Genomic DNA, 17,639 nt, shown 5'->3' with positions numbered 1-17,639 from the left:
GACAATCAACCGGGTAGTGCGACGGATTTGGTTTCCAAGAACTCCGCGAAGCCCTCGACGCCGAGTTCGCGACCCAGCCCGCTTTGCTTGTATCCCCCGAACGGGGTGTCGGCAGCCAGCCAGACCGCACCGTTGACACTCACGGTGCCGGTCCGAATCCGCCGTGCGAGCGTCATCGCCCGCTCGAGGTCACCGCTGTGCACGGCGGCCGACAAACCGTAGATGCTGTTGTTCGCGATCTGTACGGCGTGGTCGACGTCGTCGTACGGGATGACCGCCAGCACCGGGCCGAAGATCTCCTGCTGGGCGATGACGGCGTCGGGGTCGACGTCGCAGAACAATGTTGGTTCCACGTAGTAACCGGTTGTCAATGCCTGCGGTGTTCCGCCGCCGACCAGAATCCGGGCCTCCTGCTTGCCCTGTCCGATCAGGTCCAAAATCCGGGCCCGCTGGCGCGCGTTGATGACAGGACCGACCACGACCTCGGGGTCGCTGGGGTCACCGCATTTGAGAGCTTCGAATGCGGCTTGCGCCACCGCAATCCCCTCGTCGTATCGGCTGCGGGGTAGCAGCAGCCTGGTGGTGAGCGCACAGCCCTGCCCGGCGTGTGCGCACACTCCGGCGAACGCTGCACCCAGTGACGGGATGTCCGCGTCGTCCAGCACGATGTTCGCCGACTTGCCGCCCAGTTCGAGGCAGACCCGGGTGACCGCGTCGGCGGCTGACACCATGATCTGCTTGCCGACCTGCGTCGATCCGGTGAAGTGGACGAGGTCGACACGGGGATCACGGACCAGCGCTTCGCCGAGCAGCGGGTCCGCGGCCGTGACGACGTTGGCGACGCCGGCAGGGATATCGGTGTGCTCCACAATCACGCGGCCCAACTCCGCGCCGCTCCAGGGGGTGTCCGGTGCCGGTTTGAGCACGACCGTGCAGCCGGCAGCCAACGCGGCAGACACCTTGAAGATGTTGCACGCCAACGGATAGTTCCACGGCGTGATCGCTGCGACGACGCCGATCGGCTCGTGCAGCACCATCCGCCTAGCCGCCGCGCCGGCCAGGGTCTCGCGCGCGGCCAGCTCGGTCTGGTACGGATAGGACACCGCGAGATCGGCCCAGTACGAAACGGCATCGAGGATCGTGTCCAGCCAGATCGAATACGTCAACGCGACAGGCACGCCCGCTTCACGAACCAGGACGTCGCGGAGACGGTCCTTCTCCGCCTCAAGTCCGTTTCGCAGCTGCCGTAGGCAATGCGCCCGGAACTCGTGGTCGCGGGACCACTCGGTGTGGTCGAAGGCCCGTCTCGCCGCCCCGACCGCCGCGTCGAGATCGGCTCGGTCCGCGTCGGGCGCCGTGCCGATGCTCTGCTCGGTCGCCGGGTTGATGTTCGGATAGGTGCGGTCGTCGGCGGCACCTCGAAGTACGCCGTCGATCAGCAGACCGGTCATTGCACACCTTTGCTCGCGGAATCGTTTCAAACCGGCGCAGCGCCGGGGCCGTTGGCAGAACGGCCCCGCCACCGCACCCCCAGGGTCAGCTGGTCGAAGGGGCCTTCCCCGTGAAGAAGGCTTCGACGTCCGGAAGCACGGACAACCCCTCAAGAAGTCCGCGAGGATCGAAGTAGTCGGTCCACCGGGCGATCTTGCCGTCGCGGACCTCGAAAACCCCGACGACGGGTACGGTGAGGATCTCTTCACCGGCCTGGGTCCGGCCGACATCGATTCGTTCGGTGAACACGACCCCGTCCGGGCTCTCGGCGATGTGCAGGATGTCGGCCGTCAGTACGTAATCGCCGAACACCTTCGCGCTCATCTCGTGCTTGGACATGATGTCGTCGATCCCCACGCAGGGCGGGAATCCGGAATTGCCCCAGACCGCGTCATCGGTCATCGACTTGCGGAGGTGCTCGGGAATCCGGGAAATCGGTTGCTCCATACCCTTGAGGAAGGCTCGGACAACGGCTTGGTTACTCATCTGTGCACTCCTTTTTCAATGGTTGATCGAACCGAAACTCAAAGCCCGAGCAGGTTGACGGCGTTGCCGCCGAGGAATTTCCGCTTCTGCTCGTCGGTGGTGCCGGTCAGGGGACCGGCGAAGGTATCCAGTGGCTTGTGGAAGCCTTCGCAGTGCGGGAAGTCGCTGCCGAGCATGAGGTTGTCCTCCAGCCCACCGTCGATGTACGACTTGACCGGTTCCATCGGATTGACGGTGAACCGGAAGTTCTCGTACAGGTATTCGCTCGGGTTCTTCTTCAGCTCGACGATGTTGCGGCGCAGGAAGCCTTCCACCCGATACGAGATGTCCAGGCCCGGACCGTTGATCGCACCGGCCGCCGCCGACCCCGGAAATCCCTCGGCGGCACCCAGCATCGCCTGGAACCACGCCGCGGTCAGTTCGACGGTCGCGAACTTCAGCGTCGGGAACCGGTCGAAGACACCGCTGAAGATCAGGTCGGCGATCGCCACCTGGACACCGAGGTGGGAGAACGCCATGTCGAGGGCACCGAAGAGCGGATCTGCGTCGTCGGGGAACCATCGGTCATCGAGGCCGCTGGCTCGGATGTCCGCATCTTGAATGTGAAAGATCGGTGTGATCCCGTTGTCCACGAAGGCCTTCCACGCGTGGTCGTGATCGGGGTGTGCCATCCGCCGCCCGCTGACCAGCCCGTAGGACAACGTGGCCGCGCGCACACCGTTTGCACTGAGGTACGCGAGTTCCTTGTCCAGCCAGTCGAAGCTGCCGCCGGCGAGGGTCACGTGACCGACCGGTTCGAGGCGGCCCCCACCCTCCTGGCGGACCGCAACGGCCCACCGGTTCCATGCGGTCAGGTTGGCCCGGATGATCTCCAACCGGTCGGCGAAGAACCGGCCCCAGACCGCACCGAAATGCGGGAAGAGAAGGGTCTTGTCAACACCGATGTCGTCGAGCTTCGCCACTCGAGCCTTCGGGTCGGTGGTTTCCGCAGGCATTTCAGCCACGTAGTCGACGTCGGCCGCCAACCCGTCCTTCCACCGCTGCCACGGGCTGAACTGCGACACGAAGCCGTCCTCCGGCACGGTATTCGAGTAGATGTAGCAACGCTGATTGGTCAGCCGCGACGCCACCCAGGGGTACCCGAGGTCGTCGCGGATGACCTCCAATGCCAAGTCCTTCTTGCCCGGGTCGATGTAGTCAATCCACATCGTCGGGTACTCGAAGAGGTGCTGGTCGAAGTCGAAGATCATGGTTTCCTCCAAATCCGCGGTTGTTCAGAGCCTTTGGTAAACCGCGCTGACGGTTCAACGGTAGTGAGCGGCCTCACTTCCGGGTAACCGCTGAGTGTTCAGATGGTGCGTCCAGGTGGACTGCCGTGGGCGCTGATCCGGCAATGCGCCACCTCCGGTCTCCAGTTCACCAGGGTCACGCTCCCCGGTCTGGTCACGAAATCAGCTCGCATCGGCATGCCTGCCGTCAGTTCGGGCCGACCTCGGAGGTGGCCGGCCAGCCGAACCTCGGGCGCGTCGTCGAGTTCGACGAGCACCACCGTGTACGGCACCGGGAAGGCGGGATGCACCTGGTGTTCGGCGACGGTCCACGACATCAGTCGCCCCGCTGGGGCCACAGGCTTCCACTCGACCGTCCACGATCGGCAGATGTGGCAGTGTGATCGTGGGAGGTGCAAAACCGCACCGCAATTCGCACACACGCAGACGGCGACCTCGCCGCGCTCGGCCGCCAGCCAGAAGCCGGCGGTGTCGGGGTCGTTGGTCACTGGTAGGGGTGCCTCGCCGAAGACCACCGTTAGGCGAGCTTCTCGAGCGCTGCGACGTCCATGTTGAACAACGAGGCAGCATTGCGCCACAGGATTTTCTCCTTGGCGACTTCGCTGACCCCGCTCAAGCCGGAGTCGATCGCTTCGGCGATCTCACGCTTGTCCAGACACGTCTGATGGGGATAGTCGGTCTCGAAGAGCAGGTTGTCCTCGCCGATGGCGTCGATGTGCCACGGTTGGAGGTCCTCGAACCAGTAGTTGGCGTAGACCTGGCGGCGGAAGTAGTCGCTGGGCAGCATGCCGTCGGCGGTGAATTCGGGACGTTCATGCCAGGGCTCGTACTTCTTGAAGTGAAAGTCCAATGACTCCAACAAAAACGGGATCCAGCCGATTGCGCTCTCCACGGAGACGAACCGCAGCGTCGGGAAGCGCGCGAGCACGCCCGACATCAGTAGATCTGCCAGGGTGATCCCACTTTCCAGAAAGAACGAGGTCGTCAGCCGCGCCAGCGTTGCCCGCCATCCCTCGACATTGGTGCGCTCGTCGTTCATGTGCCTGCCCAGATCACCGCCGCCGACGTGGAAGCTGATCGACAAGCCGGCGTCCTGGGCCGCGGCCCACATCGGGTCCCAGTGCCGGTCGGCCAGCAGGGGCTGTCCGTGCTCGTGGGGCTTACCCGTCGAGACCAGGCCCTTGTGCCCGGCCGCGGCGCATCGCTCGATCTCTTTGACCGCCGACTCGACATCCCAGTACGGGATCAGCGCCAGCGCCAGCAACCGCTCCGGTGCGATCGAACTCCAGTCCAGCAGGAAGTCGTTGTAGGCCTGCAATGCTGCGGTCTGGAACTCGAGTGCATCCGAGCCCGCCGCGGCGAAGATGTTGGGGCCCACGAACCCGAGATTCGGGAAGATCGCGGCGGCCTGGATCCCGTACGCATCCATCACCGCCAGCCGCTCCTTGGCGTCGAAGGCGGAGGGATGCATCGATTTGAACGAGTCCGCGTAGTCGGGGAACCGCGGGGAGCGGACGGGTCTGCCGTCCTCATCGGGAACCATGATGCAGGTACCGACCGTGAAGATCGGTTGGCCGTTCATGCACCAGAACTCGGCCTGCCGCTCCTCGATCCACCGGACCTCGGGAATGAGGTTGCCCCACCGCTTCCTCGACATCCGACTGGTCCAAAGGTCGGGAGGCTCGGTGATATGCGTGTCTGTGTCGATGATCAACGTGGAAGATCCCATAGTTCCTCACATTTGGATCGTGTAATAGTCAGATCGCTACTCTCCTCGAAGGATTCACCGTCACCGAAGATGGGACAATGCCGCCAAATTCAGATGGTGAGCGCCTCAGGTGCCGACCACAAAGGTGGCGACCGTGGTCACCGCTCCACCGATGTTGAGCAAACCGACCTTGTCGGCATCCGGCACCTGGTAATCGCCGGCTCGACCTGTCACCTGCCGAGCACCGTCAAGCAGCATCCGGATCCCGGTGGCGCCCACCGGATGACCGAGGCCCAAGAGGCCCCCGCTGGGATTCACCGGCAGGGACCCGTCGCGTTCGATCGTCCCGTCCTCCACTGCCTGCCACGCCTTACCCGCCGGGGTGATTCCGAAGTGGTCGATGGCGACATATTCCGACACCGAGAAACAGTCGTGGGTCTCCAGCACGTCGAGGTCGTCGGGCCCGGTGATACCCGCTCTGCGGTAGGCATCCAAAATCGCCTGACGCAGATGCGGAAAAACGTACTCATCGTCGGCGCTCCCGGCGAGCCTGTCCTCGAGAAGCATCGCTCCCGTGCGGTGTCCCCAGCCGAGGATGCGTGGCACCTCGGCGAGGTCGACGCTGTGGTGGCGGGCCCAACTCTGCGCAAACCGGTGCGAGGCTAGAATCACCGCGGCCGAACCATCGGTGATGCGGCTGCAGTCGTGGCGCCGTAGCGGCCCGGCCACCACTGGGTTGAATTCGTCGTCCTCGTAGAAGGATTCGGTGGCCACCTCCCAACTCCGAGTCTGTGCGCGTGGGTTCAGTTTGGCGTTATCGAAATTGATCTCGGCGATGCGGCCGAGATGGGCGTGGTCGAGTCCGTAACGCCGGTCGTACTCCTCACCGATCCGACCGAACATCGACGGCCACGGATAGGGTTCGTCCACCACCTCGCGTCCGACCCAGGCTGCTGCGCCCAGCCTCAGACCGGCGTCCTGACCACCCACGTTGCGCAGCACCTCGGCGCCGACTACCAGTGCGCAGTCGTAACGGCCGCTTTCGAGGTCGGCCATCGCCGCGAGCGCCGCCATGCTGCCGGATGCACATGCCGCCTCGTGCCGCGACGCCGGTTTGCCTGCGAGGCCATGGTGGACCGCCGCCACCAATCCACCGAGTTGGCCTTGGCCGGTGAACATTTCGCCGGCGAAGTTCCCTACGTGGCTGACGTCGATATCACATGCATCGACACCGGTGTCGTCGAGGGCTCCGGTCACAGCGGATTCGATGAGCGGGAAGAACTCACCGCCCGGGGCCTTCTGCGCGAAGTCGGATTGCCATCCGCCCAGAATGTAAATCGGTTGACTCACAATCGTTCTCCTGTGTCGCAAGACGTGCTCATTGGCCTCTCCGCAGAATCAGCGCGCTGGAGCCGGGACCTGGCATGCCGGATGTGACCAGGCAGGTCTCGGCACCGGCGACCGGTGCTGTCGACTCGCCACGCAACTGGCGGACGCCTTCGACGATGTGACTGAGACCGTGTATGTAGCCGTCGGCCAGGTTTCCGCCGGAGGTGTTGATGGGCAATGTGCCATCGATGTCGAGCGCTCCGCTCGCTGCGAATGGACCGCCTTCGCCGCGCTTGCAGAATCCGTAGTCCTCGAGCTGCATCAGCACGGTGATGGTGAAACAGTCGTAGAACTGTGCGACGTCGATGTCGTTCGGCCCCAGACCGGCCAGACGATACAGCCGCTTTGCCAGCGTGCTACTGGCGTTCGTGAGCGGTCCCGTGAGGAGGTTGCCCCATAGCCCGCCCTGGCGTGGCGTCGATTCGTCACCCTGGGCCACTGCTCGAATCAACACGGTGGGCTTGGCGAGATCGCGAGCCCGCTCGGCCGCGGAGACGACGACTGCGGCCGCACCGTCGGTTTCCAAACAGAAATCGAAGCGGCGCAGCGGATCAGCGATCATTCGCGATTGCAGGTAGGTCGCCATGGACAGGGGACGCCCGTAACGTTGGGCGGCCGGGTTCTCGTTCGCGCGCCGATGGCAGGTGACGGCGATGTGGCCGAGGTGCTCACTGGTGGTTCCGAAGTCGAGCATGTGTTTGCGGGCGAACAGCGCATAGGCCATGCCGGGTGACTGCAGCCCGTACGGAGCGAGAAACTCAAGATACGAGCCCCCTCCCCCGACGGCGTCACCGCTGGCCCATTCGCGCCCGAACCGGCGGCCCGACCGTCCGTTGAGCGACCGGAACACCAACACGTTGTTGGCCTGTCCAGCGCAGATCGCGCTGACGGCCAACCCGACCATGCCGCACGGCGCGGCACCGGCCCAGCTGCCCGCGGCCCAGAAGGCGACATTGGGCAGGCCGAGCGTCGCGGCCAGATCGGCATGCAGCACTTCGTCCATCTCGCATCGCACGATGCCGTCGATGTCTGCGGGTTCGAGCCCGGCGTCGGCGATGGCGGCGCTGCCGGCCTGAGCGGCCAACGTCAGGGTGGACCGTCCGGAGTTGAAGCTGTAGTCCGTGGTGCCGACGCCGACAATCGCGCACTGATCGCGCTGGCTGGGCGCTGACGCCGCGAACTGGTCGCTCATCGTCGCTCCCATGACGCGCCTGCGGCGTCACGGTCCCAGGTCGTCGGCGTGCAACCCTGGTCCCGCAGGAGGTGTTTGTGCACCCGGCCCAGCGGGCTCACCGGTAACTCGTCGCGGAACTCGATGTACCGTGGCAGCGCGAAATACGGCACTCGCTCCTTGCACCATTCGAAGAGTTCGTCTGGGGTGAGCCGGGCACCCTGGCGCAGCACCGCGGTGACCTTGACGTCATCCTCGGTCAACTCGGAGGGCACGGCGTGCACCGCAACGGCCACAATGTCGTCGTGCGCCAGGAACGTGGCCTCGAGTTCCTGGCTGGAGATGTTCTCACCGCGCCTGCGGAGATAGTCGTTCTTGCGGTCAGCGAAGTAGAAGTAGCCGGCCGCGTCGAAGCGGCCTAGGTCCCCGGTGTGAAACCAGAGGTTGCGGGTGGCATCCACGGTGGCCTGCGGCCGACGCCAGTACCCCTGGAACATCACATTGCTGCGCCGTGGTCGACACACCACTTCGCCGACCTCACCGGTCTTGACCTCGTTGTCGTGGTCGTCGACGATGCGCACCTCCAGATCCGGATTGACCCGGCCTGCCGATTCCGCCGGCGCTTGCTCGTCCGGCGCCTGGTAGGTGATGGGGAAGACTTCGGTCATGCCGTAGCCCTTCGCACCGGGCGTCTTCACGCCGAACCGCTCCCGCCATACCTGCTGCAGGGTTTCCGGGAAGGGCACCGCGTGTACCATGCGGATCTGGCCGAAGCAGCGGGCCGTCTCGGGGGTGTCCGGAAGCTGGGCGATGATGGCGGGCAGCCCACCGATCAGGTTGACGATGCGCGCACCTGTCCGCTCGATTTCCGGCCAGAACCGGGATGCGGAAAACCGTTGCGCCAGGGCCGCACTCCCGCCGATCAACATGGTTGCGATCAGGGTCATCGACAGCACATTGAGGTGAAACATCGGCAGCGGATTCCAGTTCACCTCGTCGCTGCGCCGTTGAGTCTGAATGAGTCCGCATCGAGCGATGTTGATCCCATAACCGTGGGTGATCATGCAGCCCTTCGAGGGGCCGGTCGTGCCGCCCGTATACGTCAGGCACATGAGGTCGTCGGCGGTGCCGAGGTACGGCTCCGGCGCCGGCCGCCCGCGATAATCGTCGAGACCCTCCACCCGCAGGTCCGGCGAAACCCGGGGTGGTTCACATCCGCGTTGCAGGACCAGATCGACGTGGCACAACTCTGGGCCGATCGCGACGATCCGGTCGATCAGGTCCGGTTCGGCGACCACCACCGCGGCACCGGTGTCGGCGAGGACATGCCGAAGGAACTCTCCGCGCAGTGCGGTGTTCGTTCCGACCCACACCGCCCCGAGCATGTTGGCGCCGAACCACGATGCGACGGCGTCGATGTGGGTGTCTTGCATGCTCACCACCGTCTGGCCCCGGCGCACACCGCACGAGTGCAGGATACCGGCGAAATCGCGGGCCCTCTCCCACACCTGGGCGTACGTGTAGGTGTCTCCGGCGATGTCGAGGTACCGGGAGTCGGGGTGGTCTTCGACACACTTTCGGAGCAAGCCGACGACGGTTGACTCACTCTTGATCATGTTGTCGCGCACTGCAACTCCGTCTCCATTCATCACTCGAAGTCGGGCGAACCGGCCCCTTGTCGAGTGAACTGCGGCACCGGGACTTGCGACAAGCAGAGCTATTTCAGATGGCGACGGCGGCGTCGTCGCCGGACGCGGAGAGAAGCATCGCGTCGGAGATCTGCGCGGCCGCCTGGCCGATCAGCTCATCGACCCGTGCGACGGCGCGGGCCGCCCTATTGGAGCCGAACGCGATGCCCAGTGCGCGGTACTGGATACCATCGTGCACAGCCGTTGCGGCACAGGTTATTCCGTAGTGATATTGCTGGTCGCTGTGGTTTACGGTAACGGGTGTAAGCTCTTGCTCCAGCCGCCAGCTCGTCGTAACCGTGTGCGTGGTGAGCGCAGCGAGCGGATGGGTCGCGAGATAGTGTTCGCGTCGCTGCCCAGGCAGCCGGGACAAGATGTTCTTGCCGATCGCGGTGGCATGCCCCGGAATGATCAGTCCCGGCCAGCATTCGAACCGTTGCGGACACGGACCCGCAACGAAGTCGGTCACCACGATGTCGGCCCCGCGGAGCATGCCGAGGGTCACATCACCGCGGGCCTGCGCGGCGAGCTCAGTCATCGCCGCGCGGACCATCCGCAGACTGCGGGCCCGGGTTTCCAGTTGGGTGACCGAGGTCATTTGATCTCCCAGCGAGTACCGACCGTCGGCGGACCGCCGCAGATACCCTTCGTGCACGAGGGTGCGCAGCAGGTGATAGGTGGTCGGCAGCACGATGCCGGTGCGGTCACTGAGTTCACGCGCAGTCAGCGCGCTGTGTTCGGCGACAGCCTCCACCAGACGCATGCCGCGTTGGAGGCTCTGAATCAGGGTCGGCGAGCCTGCCGATTCGGTCGTCATGTGTTAGCTGCACTCGGCCAGGACGTCGCGACTGCTGACCGCGCGAGCGGCCGGCAAGTCGGCCCGACACATCTCACCGAGCACATAGGTGCCGTCGTCGAGGCGTACAAGATATTTGTCGTGAATCAGCGTCCGAAGCAGGTGGTAGGCGGTCGGCAACTGGACCCCTACCGCGCGAGCGACGGTTTTCGCGTTCACCGGCCCTTCGGCGGCGACCATGTTCATGATCTGCAGCCCGCGCTGGAGCGATCTGACCAGCGATGTTTCCGGCTTGCCCATGGGACCTCCTGGCATCGGGGCTGATGTAACGGGTTCTTACATCGCGGATTGTAAGTGACTCTCACATGTGATGCAAGACACCCTGCCCGCGAGGTTCGGTCAGGGTTGCCGGGCCAATGTGATTGCCATTAACATTCAGGGGTGGTCAGCGACGCAACCGGACAACCGAGCGACTCGAAGCGCCGCTCATATCACCACGGGAATTTGCGGGATGCACTCATCGACGTCTCGGTGGAGCTCATCAGCCGCGACGGCGTCGCAACCTTCTCGATCGCCGAAGCGTGCCGACGGCTCGACGTGAGCCCCGGCGCGCCATACCGCCACTTCGCCGACCGCAAGGACCTCCTCACCGAGATCGCCGTCCGAGCATGCGAGGTGCTCGCGGCGCACATCTCCTCCGTGGTCGGCACCGAGAAGGATCCGACCGAGCGATTGGTGCGTGCAGCCCGCGCCTATGTCGAGTTCGCCGCGCTGCAGCCGGCGTTGTTCGAGGTCCTCTTCGCCAAGGAGGTCTTCATGGGGACCAACACCAGGCTGACCGAGCCCGCGCGACCTGTCGTCGAGGCATTTCTCGGACCGGCCTCTGAGATTCCCGGCGTAACTCCCGAGCTCGCAACCAGCCTGGCCGTCGCGGCGGCCGCCGTCGCGCACGGTTACGCCTCTTTCCTTCCCGGTGGCACGTTCAGCGAGTCACCGGACGCCCTGGCGATCGCGGCCGACAACGCCGGCTGCGCCACCCGAGCTCTCGTCATGGGTCGCGCCGTGCTCGGCGACACCGCGGTGGCCCTGGCCGGCCTACCAATGCAGTCGTGGATCGATATAGCCATAGAGATGAAGGGCGACAACTGATTTCAATGACCGTTGAATCATCCATCGTCGAGCTCCCCGCTGCGCTACCACCCGATCGGATGTTCGATCTCTCCGGCCGCGCCGCGCTGGTCACCGGCGCCTCAAGCGGGTTGGGCGTACAGTTCGCGCTGGCGCTACAGGCCGCAGGAGCGAAGGTGGTCGTCGCCGCGCGCCGTGCCGACCGCCTCAAAGCCCTGTGCGATGCGATCCCGGAGCTGACCGCCGTGTCCTGCGACGTCGCCGATCCCGTCGCCGTGAAAGTCGCGCACGACGAGGTGCAGCAGCGTGTGGGTGCGGTCGACATCCTGGTCAACAACGCCGGAACGAGCGTGCCCGCCCGGGCGGAAGACGAGAATCTCGACGACTTCCAATACGTGTTGGACGTCAACCTGATTGGCGCGTTCCAACTCACCCAGCTCGTCGGCCGGACCATGATCGCACGTGGTCGCGGCAGCATCATCAACGTCGCCTCGATCCTCGGGCTGGTCGCCGCGGCGCCCAACCGACAGGCCGCCTACTGCGCGTCCAAGGGCGGGTTGATCAACCTCACCCGCGAGCTGGCCGTGCAATGGGCGCGGCACAATGTGCGCGTCAACGCCCTGGCGCCGGGCTTTTTCCCCAGCGAACTCACCACCGACTTGCTCGACGATGACGCCGGCGGTGCCTATATCAGGCGCAACACCCCGATGGCACGCGCCGGCCGGGCCGGCGAGCTGTGCGGCGCGCTGCTGCTACTGGCCAGCGACGCGGGATCTTTCATCACCGGACAGGTCCTCGCCGTCGACGGCGGCTGGACCGCGCGCTGATCGCCGGTACGGATATACCGGTCATCATCTGAATTCCGCTCCGTTGTCCGTCGGATCACGGCCCGATGGAATGGACCTGAACTCTCAGCGGCCTCACAGAAGGCCCCTCCGAAAGGGAAACTCATGCGCGGCACCGCGGTATGGCGAACCTGGCTGCGATCGCGACCGGCTCGGTCTCTGGTTCGGGCCCACTCCCCCGCCTGGATCGACGGTATCGACGCCAGCCAGTGCGCACTGGTGGTGATCGACTGTCAACGAGAGGCATTGGATGGCGTCGCGGATGCCGACGACCTGCTGTTCCGGACGAACGCGGCGGTCGACGCGGTCCGCCGCCACGGTGGTCATCTGGCCTTCGTCCGGACAGCCTTGGACGAACTCGACTACCTCGCGATCCCGTCAACCAACTCCGAAGCCTCAAAGTGGCGACAAGACAGGCGATTCCATAACGGGATGCCGGGCTCCGGCCTGCATCCCGCGATCGCGGTCCTCGACGAGGACATCGCTCTGCGCAAGACCAGGCTGGGCGTATTCTCGACGACGAACCTCGATGAGCGGCTGACCAACCTCGGCGTCACCACGTTGATTCTCGCCGGCGTCCACACGAGCGGTGCGGTTCTTACCACGGTCCGTGAGGCGGCCGATCGGGACTACCGGCTTATCGTGTTGAGCGACTGCACCGGCGACGCCGACCTGCATGCGCACGACTTGAGCCTGTTCCAGGTGATATCCCGGCAAGCCGAGATGCTGACAACGAACCAACTCGCGAGGGCGCTTGTGCGCCGATACGAATCTGTGACCCTCTCGTAGCCTTCGGCAAACCGTGTCATGGCCCGTTTTGACGGGCGTGCCAAATAGGCTGGCGGGCATGTCTGCCCGTCGCATGACCAGCGTGCTGCTCGGTCTTGTCTGCGCGACAGGGCTCGGCGTTTCGTCGATGCCGACCGCGCTGGCGGCAGACGCGCAATGGAACGGGCGCTATCAGATCGTCACCTTCGCGTCCGAGAAGATGGGCACCAGTGTGGCCGCGGCGCAGGCCGAGCCCGACTTCAGCGCCCAGTATGTGCTGTCCACCGACTGTTCGAGCGGGCTGTGCGTGGCCACCGTCGTGGAGGGCCCGGCGCCGAGCAATCCGACCATCCCGCAACCCATCCGGTACACCTGGGACGGGTCGCGGTGGCAGTACGCGTACAACTGGCAGTGGGAGTGCTTCCGCGGTGACGGATTGCCCAGGGAGTACGCACCGGCGCAGTCGCGTGTCTTCTACGCCCCCGATGCCGACGGATCGATGTTCGGGACGTGGCGCACCGAGATTCTGTCTGGCCCGTGCCGTGGCACCGTCACGATGCCGGTCGCCGCCTACCCCGTCTAGTGTCCCCGTTCGACCAACGCACGTAGGAAGAACGTGAGGTTGGCCGGGCGTTCGGCCAGCCGACGCACGAAGTAGGCGTACCACTGGGCGCCGAACGGCACGTAGACGCGGACGCGGTTGCCTCGGTCGGCGAGTCGTCGCTGCTCGGCGTCGCGAATGCCGTAGAGCATCTGGTACTCGAAATCGGCTACGCTCCTGCCGTTCTCGGCCGCCATTACGGGTGCCGCGGCCACGATCACAGGGTCGTGTGAGGCGACCATGGGATAGCCGTCGCCGGCCATGAGTATCTCCAGGCAGCGCAGGTAGGAGGCGGTGACGTCGTCGCGGTCGCGGTACGCCACCGACGCGGGCGCGTCATAGGCGCCCTTGCACAACCGGATACGGGCACCGGCCGCCGCGAAGTCGCGGCAGTCACCCTCGGTGCGTCTGAGGTAGGCCTGTAATGCCGTGCCGACCCAGTCGAATTCGACGCGTAGGTCGCGCACGATGGACAGCGTCGAGTCGGTGGTGTGGTGGTCCTCGGCGTCCACCGTCACCCATACGCCGACCTGCTGGGCGCGCAGGCAGATGACGCGAGCGTTGTCCAATGCGATCTTGTCGCCGTCGCGCGGCAGCGCCTGACCGAGGGCCGACAGTTTCACCGACACCTCCAGCGGCCGCACCTTGTCCGCAGGCTCGACGCGTGTGCCGAGCGCATCGAGCAGCCTGAGGTACGCGGCGACGGTCTGGTCGGCCATGTCGATGTCGGTGACGTCTTCGCCCAGATAGTCGACCGACACCAGTCGCCCCGAATTACGCAGTTGCGCAACGGTGTCGAGCGCCTGTTCGACCGTTTCTCCCGATATGAAACGGTGCACGACATCCCGGGTGACGGGCAGTCGTTCGGCGGAGCGACGCAGCCGCTCTGACCGGCCGGCGGCCAGGATCGCCGGGCGCCCAACACGTTCGAAGAAGCCCATCAGCGCTCCATGTGCGGATAGTTGTGGTCGGTGGCCGGCACGAAGGTCTCCTTGATCGACCGGGCCGAGGTCCAGCGCAGCAGGTTCAGCATCGATCCGGCCTTGTCGTTGGTGCCCGAGGCGCGCGCTCCGCCGAACGGCTGCTGGCCGACCACGGCTCCGGTCGGCTTGTCGTTGACGTAGAAGTTGCCCGCGGCATGACGTAACCGCTGCTCGGCGCGCAGCACCGCCGACCGGTCGTCGGCGATCACCGCCCCTGTCAACGCGTACTTGGCGCCGGTGTCGACGACGTCGAGGATGCGGTCGTAGTCGTCGTCCGGATACACGTGCACCGCCAGAATCGGCCCAAAGTACTCGGTGCTGAACGCCTCGTCGGTGGGGTCATCGGAAAGCAGCACGGTCGGGCGGACGAAATACCCCACGCTGTCGTCGTATTCGCCGCCGACGGCAATCGTGACGTGAGCGCTTTTCGCTCGCTCGATGGCCTTGACACTCTTGGCGAACGCGCGCTCGTCGATCAACGCGCCGCCGAAGTTGCTCAGATCGGTGACGTCGCCGTAGCGCAGTCCTTCGGTGGCCGAGAGGAATTCGTCGCCCATCTCCTGCCAGACCGAGCGGGCGATGAACGCCCGCGATGCCGCCGAGCACTTCTGCCCCTGATAGTCGAATGCCCCGCGAATCAGCGCCGTACGCAAGACCTCCGGGCGGGCGCTGGAATGCGCGACGACGAAATCCTTGCCGCCGGTCTCGCCGACCAGCCGCGGATAGCTGTGATAGTGGCCGATGTTGGCGCCCACCGATCGCCACAGATGCTGGAACGTCGTCGTCGACCCGGTGAAGTGGATACCCGCGAGCCTCGGATCCGCCAGTGCCACGTCGGAAACCGCGATCCCGTCACCGGCCAGCAGGTTGATCACCCCCGGCGGCAGACCGGCGGCCTCGAGCAGTTGCAGGGTCAGATACGCCGCGAACGTCTGCGTGGGCGAGGGTTTCCACACCACGGTGTTGCCCATCAGCGCCGGGGCCGTGGGCAGGTTGCCCGCGATCGCGGTGAAGTTGAACGGCGTGATCGCGTAGACGAAGCCTTCCAGCGGCCGGTAGTCGGTGCGATTCCACACTCCGCGGACGCTGATCGGCTGCTGCGCCAGGATCCTTCGCGCGAAGGCCACGTTGAACCGCCAGAAGTCGATCAGCTCGCATGCGGCGTCGATCTCGGCCTGGTAGGCGGACTTGGACTGGCCCAACATGGTGGCCGCGCACAGCTTCGCGCGCCAGGGCCCGGCCAGCAGGTGGGCCGCGCGAAGGAACACCGCCGCGCGCTCGTCGAAGGGGGTGGCCTCCCAGGCCGGTTTGGCCGCCATCGCGGCGTCGATGGCCGCGGCGGCGTCGGCATGTGTCGCGTTGGTGAAGGTGCCCAGCCGCGCCGCATGCCGGTGCGGCTGAACGACGGCGACCCGGTCCCCGTCGCCCATCCGGTGCGTGCCGCCGATGACGTGCGGCATGTCGATCGGTTCGGCGGCCACCGCCCGGAGGGCTTCGGTGAGCCGGGTGCGTTCCGCCGAACCCGGGGCGTAGTCGAGAACGGCCTCGTTTGCCGGTAGGGGTACGTCGGTGATGGCATCCATGCGCCAAGGGTCGTCGAAACCGCCGCGACATGGTTTAGTCGATCAGACAAAGAGCGTAGATCGTTCTAGTAGAATCACACAATATGCGGGCCGACGGTGTCAGCCTCGGAAAACTCCTGCTCGCGCTGGACACGACGCTGGTGCAGTTGATCCAGGCGCCGCGCGGTTTGGATCTGCCCGTCGCCTCAGCGGCGCTGATCGACCAGGACGACGTCGCGCTCGGCCTTGCCGCCGGCGCAGGCGCCGCCGACGTCTTCTTCCTGTTGGGCCTGCACGACGTGGACGCGATGCGCTGGATCGACCGACATGGCGCGGCGCCGACGGCGATCTTCGTCAAGAAGCCGTCCGAAGCGCTCATCGCGCGGGCCACGGCGTCGGGCATCGCGGTGGTCGCCGTCGACCCGCAGGCCCGCTGGGAGCGGCTGTACCGGTTGGTCGATCACGTCTTCGAACATCACGGCAACCGCGCCGACGCCTGGTACGACTCCGGCACCGACCTGTTCGGGTTGGCGCAGTCGATCGCCGACCGGGTGCACGGCATGGTCAGCATCGAGGATGCACAGTCGCACGTGCTGGCCTATTCCGCATCCAACGACGAGGCCGACGACCTGCGCCGGCTGTCGATCCTGGGTCGCGCCGGTCCGCCCGAGCACCTCGAATGGCTCAGCCAATGGGGCATTTTCGACGCGCTGCGCACCAGCGACGGCGTGGTGTCAGTGGCCGCGCGCCCCGAACTGGGCTTGCAGCCGCGGCTGGCGATCGGCATTCACCATCCCGCCGTCGATCAACGCCGACCGCCTGAGTTCGCTGGCGCCATCTGGGTGCAACAGGGTTCCCGGCCACTGTCTGAAGACGCCGAGGAAATCCTGCGCGGCGCCGCGGTATTGGCGGCCCGGATCATGTCCCGGCTGGCGGCAAGGCCGTCGACGCACACGCTGCGCGTCCAGGAGTTGTTGGGCCTGACCGCCACCGAGGTGGACGTCGGCGCCGTGGCGCGCGAGCTCGACGTCGTCGCCGACGGTCGTGTCGCGGTCATCGGTTTCGACACCCCGTCCCACCACAGCCGGCTCGCCGACATCCTGGCGTTGAGCGCCAGCGCTTTCCGTAGCGACGCGTTGGTCGCGTCGAATGGGTCACGGGTGTATGTGCTGTTGCCCCAGACCAGCCGTACCACATCGGTGACGTCCTGGTTGCGCGGAACGATCGCCAGCCTGCACGCCGAGCTGGGGCTTTCGCTGCGCGCCGTGATCGCCGCTCCGGTAGCCGGTTTGGGTGCGGCGGCCCAGGCGCGGTCCGAGATAGACCGGGCGCTGGACAGCGCGGAACGGCATCCCGTCGCATTCGGGGAGGTGACCTCGCTGGCCGAGGCGCGCACCGCGGTGCTGATCGACGAGATCGTGACGCTGATCACTGCCGATGACCGATTCCTGGATCCGCGAGTACGCGAATTACGGGACCACGACCCCGTTCTCGCCGAAACGCTGCACGCCTACCTCGACGGCTTCGGAGATGTCGCCGCGGTGGCCGAACGATTGCACGTGCACCCCAACACGGTTCGTTACCGAGTGCGACGTGCCGAACAGTTGCTTTCGACGTCGCTGTCGGATCCCGATGTGCGACTGCTGTTGTCGCTGAATTTGCGGGCTACCGTTTGACAACCTCGTCGATCGTGGATACTAAGCTTGCTAAGGCGACGGCCGTGAGTGCAGTTGG

At 65.6% G+C, this 17,639-nt stretch carries 17 protein-coding genes; 5 read left to right on the top strand and 12 right to left on the bottom strand.

The genetic code is table 11. From position 1 onward, the window contains the following. Positions 1-5: 5 nt before the first annotated feature. The 10 genes from MELE44368_RS13350 to MELE44368_RS13305 all read right to left on the bottom strand — a co-directional run bounded on the left by MELE44368_RS13350 (position 6) and on the right by MELE44368_RS13305 (position 10,318). Positions 6-1,451 (bottom strand): aldehyde dehydrogenase family protein, encoded by a 1,446-nt coding sequence (locus MELE44368_RS13350; protein WP_128108930.1) that lies wholly within the window; start codon positions 1,449-1,451, stop codon positions 6-8. Positions 1,452-1,536: 85 nt separating this feature from the next. Then, positions 1,537-1,977: a limonene-1,2-epoxide hydrolase family protein gene (locus MELE44368_RS27340; protein WP_128108929.1), complete on the bottom strand. Its 441-nt coding sequence runs from the start codon at positions 1,975-1,977 to the stop codon at positions 1,537-1,539. Positions 1,978-2,015: 38 nt separating this feature from the next. Beyond that, the gene (locus MELE44368_RS13340) at positions 2,016-3,227 is read right to left on the bottom strand and encodes an amidohydrolase family protein (protein ID WP_128108928.1); all 1,212 of its coding nucleotides are present in this window, start codon (positions 3,225-3,227) and stop codon (positions 2,016-2,018) included. Positions 3,228-3,325: 98 nt separating this feature from the next. Then, positions 3,326-3,604, bottom strand: a complete 279-nt coding sequence (locus MELE44368_RS27335) for an OB-fold domain-containing protein (RefSeq protein ID WP_409366122.1) — start codon at positions 3,602-3,604, stop codon at positions 3,326-3,328. 179 nt (positions 3,605-3,783) lie between these two features. Continuing rightward, entirely contained in the window at positions 3,784-4,995 is a 1,212-nt protein-coding gene (locus MELE44368_RS13330) for an amidohydrolase family protein (RefSeq protein ID WP_128108926.1), read from the bottom strand. Positions 4,996-5,100: 105 nt separating this feature from the next. Further along, entirely contained in the window at positions 5,101-6,324 is a 1,224-nt protein-coding gene (locus MELE44368_RS13325) for an acetyl-CoA acetyltransferase (protein ID WP_128108925.1), read from the bottom strand. Positions 6,325-6,352: 28 nt separating this feature from the next. Next, positions 6,353-7,555, bottom strand: a complete 1,203-nt coding sequence (locus tag MELE44368_RS13320) for a thiolase C-terminal domain-containing protein (RefSeq protein WP_164890103.1) — start codon at positions 7,553-7,555, stop codon at positions 6,353-6,355. Beyond that, complete coding sequence (locus MELE44368_RS13315) at positions 7,552-9,162, bottom strand: AMP-binding protein (RefSeq protein ID WP_241566605.1); 1,611 nt, start codon at positions 9,160-9,162, stop codon at positions 7,552-7,554. The genes MELE44368_RS13320 and MELE44368_RS13315 overlap by 4 nt, the downstream gene beginning before the upstream one ends. A 94-nt stretch (positions 9,163-9,256) precedes the next feature. Next, positions 9,257-10,039 carry an IclR family transcriptional regulator gene (locus MELE44368_RS13310; protein ID WP_128108923.1) on the bottom strand — a complete coding sequence of 261 codons (783 nt, stop codon included), beginning with the start codon at positions 10,037-10,039 and terminating at the stop codon, positions 9,257-9,259. A 3-nt stretch (positions 10,040-10,042) separates the two neighbouring features. Further along, a complete protein-coding gene (locus MELE44368_RS13305) occupies positions 10,043-10,318 on the bottom strand; it encodes a helix-turn-helix domain-containing protein (RefSeq protein WP_128108922.1) in 276 nt (91 codons plus the stop codon). A 141-nt stretch (positions 10,319-10,459) separates the two neighbouring features. On the opposite strand from MELE44368_RS13305, the gene MELE44368_RS13300 reads away from it, so the two are divergent. The 4 genes from MELE44368_RS13300 to MELE44368_RS13285 all read left to right on the top strand — a co-directional run bounded on the left by MELE44368_RS13300 (position 10,460) and on the right by MELE44368_RS13285 (position 13,342). After that, entirely contained in the window at positions 10,460-11,167 is a 708-nt protein-coding gene (locus MELE44368_RS13300) for a TetR/AcrR family transcriptional regulator (protein WP_128108921.1), read from the top strand. A gap of 5 nt (positions 11,168-11,172) precedes the next feature. Then, complete coding sequence (locus tag MELE44368_RS13295; protein WP_128108920.1) at positions 11,173-11,973, top strand: SDR family oxidoreductase; 801 nt, start codon at positions 11,173-11,175, stop codon at positions 11,971-11,973. Positions 11,974-12,096: 123 nt separating this feature from the next. After that, positions 12,097-12,780 carry a cysteine hydrolase family protein gene (locus MELE44368_RS13290; RefSeq protein WP_128108919.1) on the top strand — a complete coding sequence of 228 codons (684 nt, stop codon included), beginning with the start codon at positions 12,097-12,099 and terminating at the stop codon, positions 12,778-12,780. Positions 12,781-12,838: 58 nt separating this feature from the next. Then, complete coding sequence (locus MELE44368_RS13285; protein WP_198529468.1) at positions 12,839-13,342, top strand: Rv2253 family sensor-like surface protein; 504 nt, start codon at positions 12,839-12,841, stop codon at positions 13,340-13,342. Here the strand turns inward: MELE44368_RS13285 and MELE44368_RS13280 are convergent. Together MELE44368_RS13280 and pruA are read right to left on the bottom strand one after the other, a co-directional pair. Next, positions 13,339-14,301 carry a proline dehydrogenase family protein gene (locus MELE44368_RS13280; RefSeq protein WP_128108918.1) on the bottom strand — a complete coding sequence of 321 codons (963 nt, stop codon included), beginning with the start codon at positions 14,299-14,301 and terminating at the stop codon, positions 13,339-13,341. The genes MELE44368_RS13285 and MELE44368_RS13280 overlap by 4 nt on opposite strands. Continuing rightward, positions 14,301-15,926 carry an L-glutamate gamma-semialdehyde dehydrogenase gene (gene pruA, locus MELE44368_RS13275; protein WP_046752533.1) on the bottom strand — a complete coding sequence of 542 codons (1,626 nt, stop codon included), beginning with the start codon at positions 15,924-15,926 and terminating at the stop codon, positions 14,301-14,303. The genes MELE44368_RS13280 and pruA overlap by 1 nt, the downstream gene beginning before the upstream one ends. A gap of 83 nt (positions 15,927-16,009) precedes the next feature. Between pruA and MELE44368_RS13270 the strand changes: the two genes are divergently transcribed. Further along, on the top strand, positions 16,010-17,581 hold the full coding sequence (locus MELE44368_RS13270) for a PucR family transcriptional regulator (protein WP_128108917.1): 1,572 nt from the start codon (positions 16,010-16,012) through the stop codon (positions 17,579-17,581). The last annotated feature ends 58 nt before the right edge of the window (positions 17,582-17,639 follow it).

The organism is Mycolicibacterium elephantis DSM 44368 (genome assembly GCF_004014805.1).
In the GTDB taxonomy this organism is placed as follows: Bacteria; Actinomycetota; Actinomycetes; order Mycobacteriales; family Mycobacteriaceae; genus Mycobacterium; species Mycobacterium elephantis.
This window is presented reverse-complemented; position numbering and strand designations above follow the sequence as displayed.

Coding starts and splice junctions, on each gene's coding strand:
- MELE44368_RS13285 (WP_198529468.1), top strand. CDS start 12,839: ATGTCTGCCCGTCGCATGACCAGCGTGCTGCTCGGTCTTGTCTGCGCG.
- MELE44368_RS13310 (WP_128108923.1), bottom strand. CDS start 10,039: ATGACGACCGAATCGGCAGGCTCGCCGACCCTGATTCAGAGCCTCCAA.
- MELE44368_RS27340 (WP_128108929.1), bottom strand. CDS start 1,977: ATGAGTAACCAAGCCGTTGTCCGAGCCTTCCTCAAGGGTATGGAGCAA.
- MELE44368_RS13305 (WP_128108922.1), bottom strand. CDS start 10,318: ATGGGCAAGCCGGAAACATCGCTGGTCAGATCGCTCCAGCGCGGGCTG.
- MELE44368_RS13330 (WP_128108926.1), bottom strand. CDS start 4,995: ATGGGATCTTCCACGTTGATCATCGACACAGACACGCATATCACCGAG.
- MELE44368_RS13280 (WP_128108918.1), bottom strand. CDS start 14,301: ATGGGCTTCTTCGAACGTGTTGGGCGCCCGGCGATCCTGGCCGCCGGC.
- MELE44368_RS13320 (WP_164890103.1), bottom strand. CDS start 7,555: ATGAGCGACCAGTTCGCGGCGTCAGCGCCCAGCCAGCGCGATCAGTGC.
- MELE44368_RS13350 (WP_128108930.1), bottom strand. CDS start 1,451: ATGACCGGTCTGCTGATCGACGGCGTACTTCGAGGTGCCGCCGACGAC.
- MELE44368_RS13340 (WP_128108928.1), bottom strand. CDS start 3,227: ATGATCTTCGACTTCGACCAGCACCTCTTCGAGTACCCGACGATGTGG.
- MELE44368_RS13295 (WP_128108920.1), top strand. CDS start 11,173: ATGACCGTTGAATCATCCATCGTCGAGCTCCCCGCTGCGCTACCACCC.
- MELE44368_RS13270 (WP_128108917.1), top strand. CDS start 16,010: ATGCGGGCCGACGGTGTCAGCCTCGGAAAACTCCTGCTCGCGCTGGAC.
- pruA (WP_046752533.1), bottom strand. CDS start 15,926: ATGGATGCCATCACCGACGTACCCCTACCGGCAAACGAGGCCGTTCTC.
- MELE44368_RS13290 (WP_128108919.1), top strand. CDS start 12,097: ATGCGCGGCACCGCGGTATGGCGAACCTGGCTGCGATCGCGACCGGCT.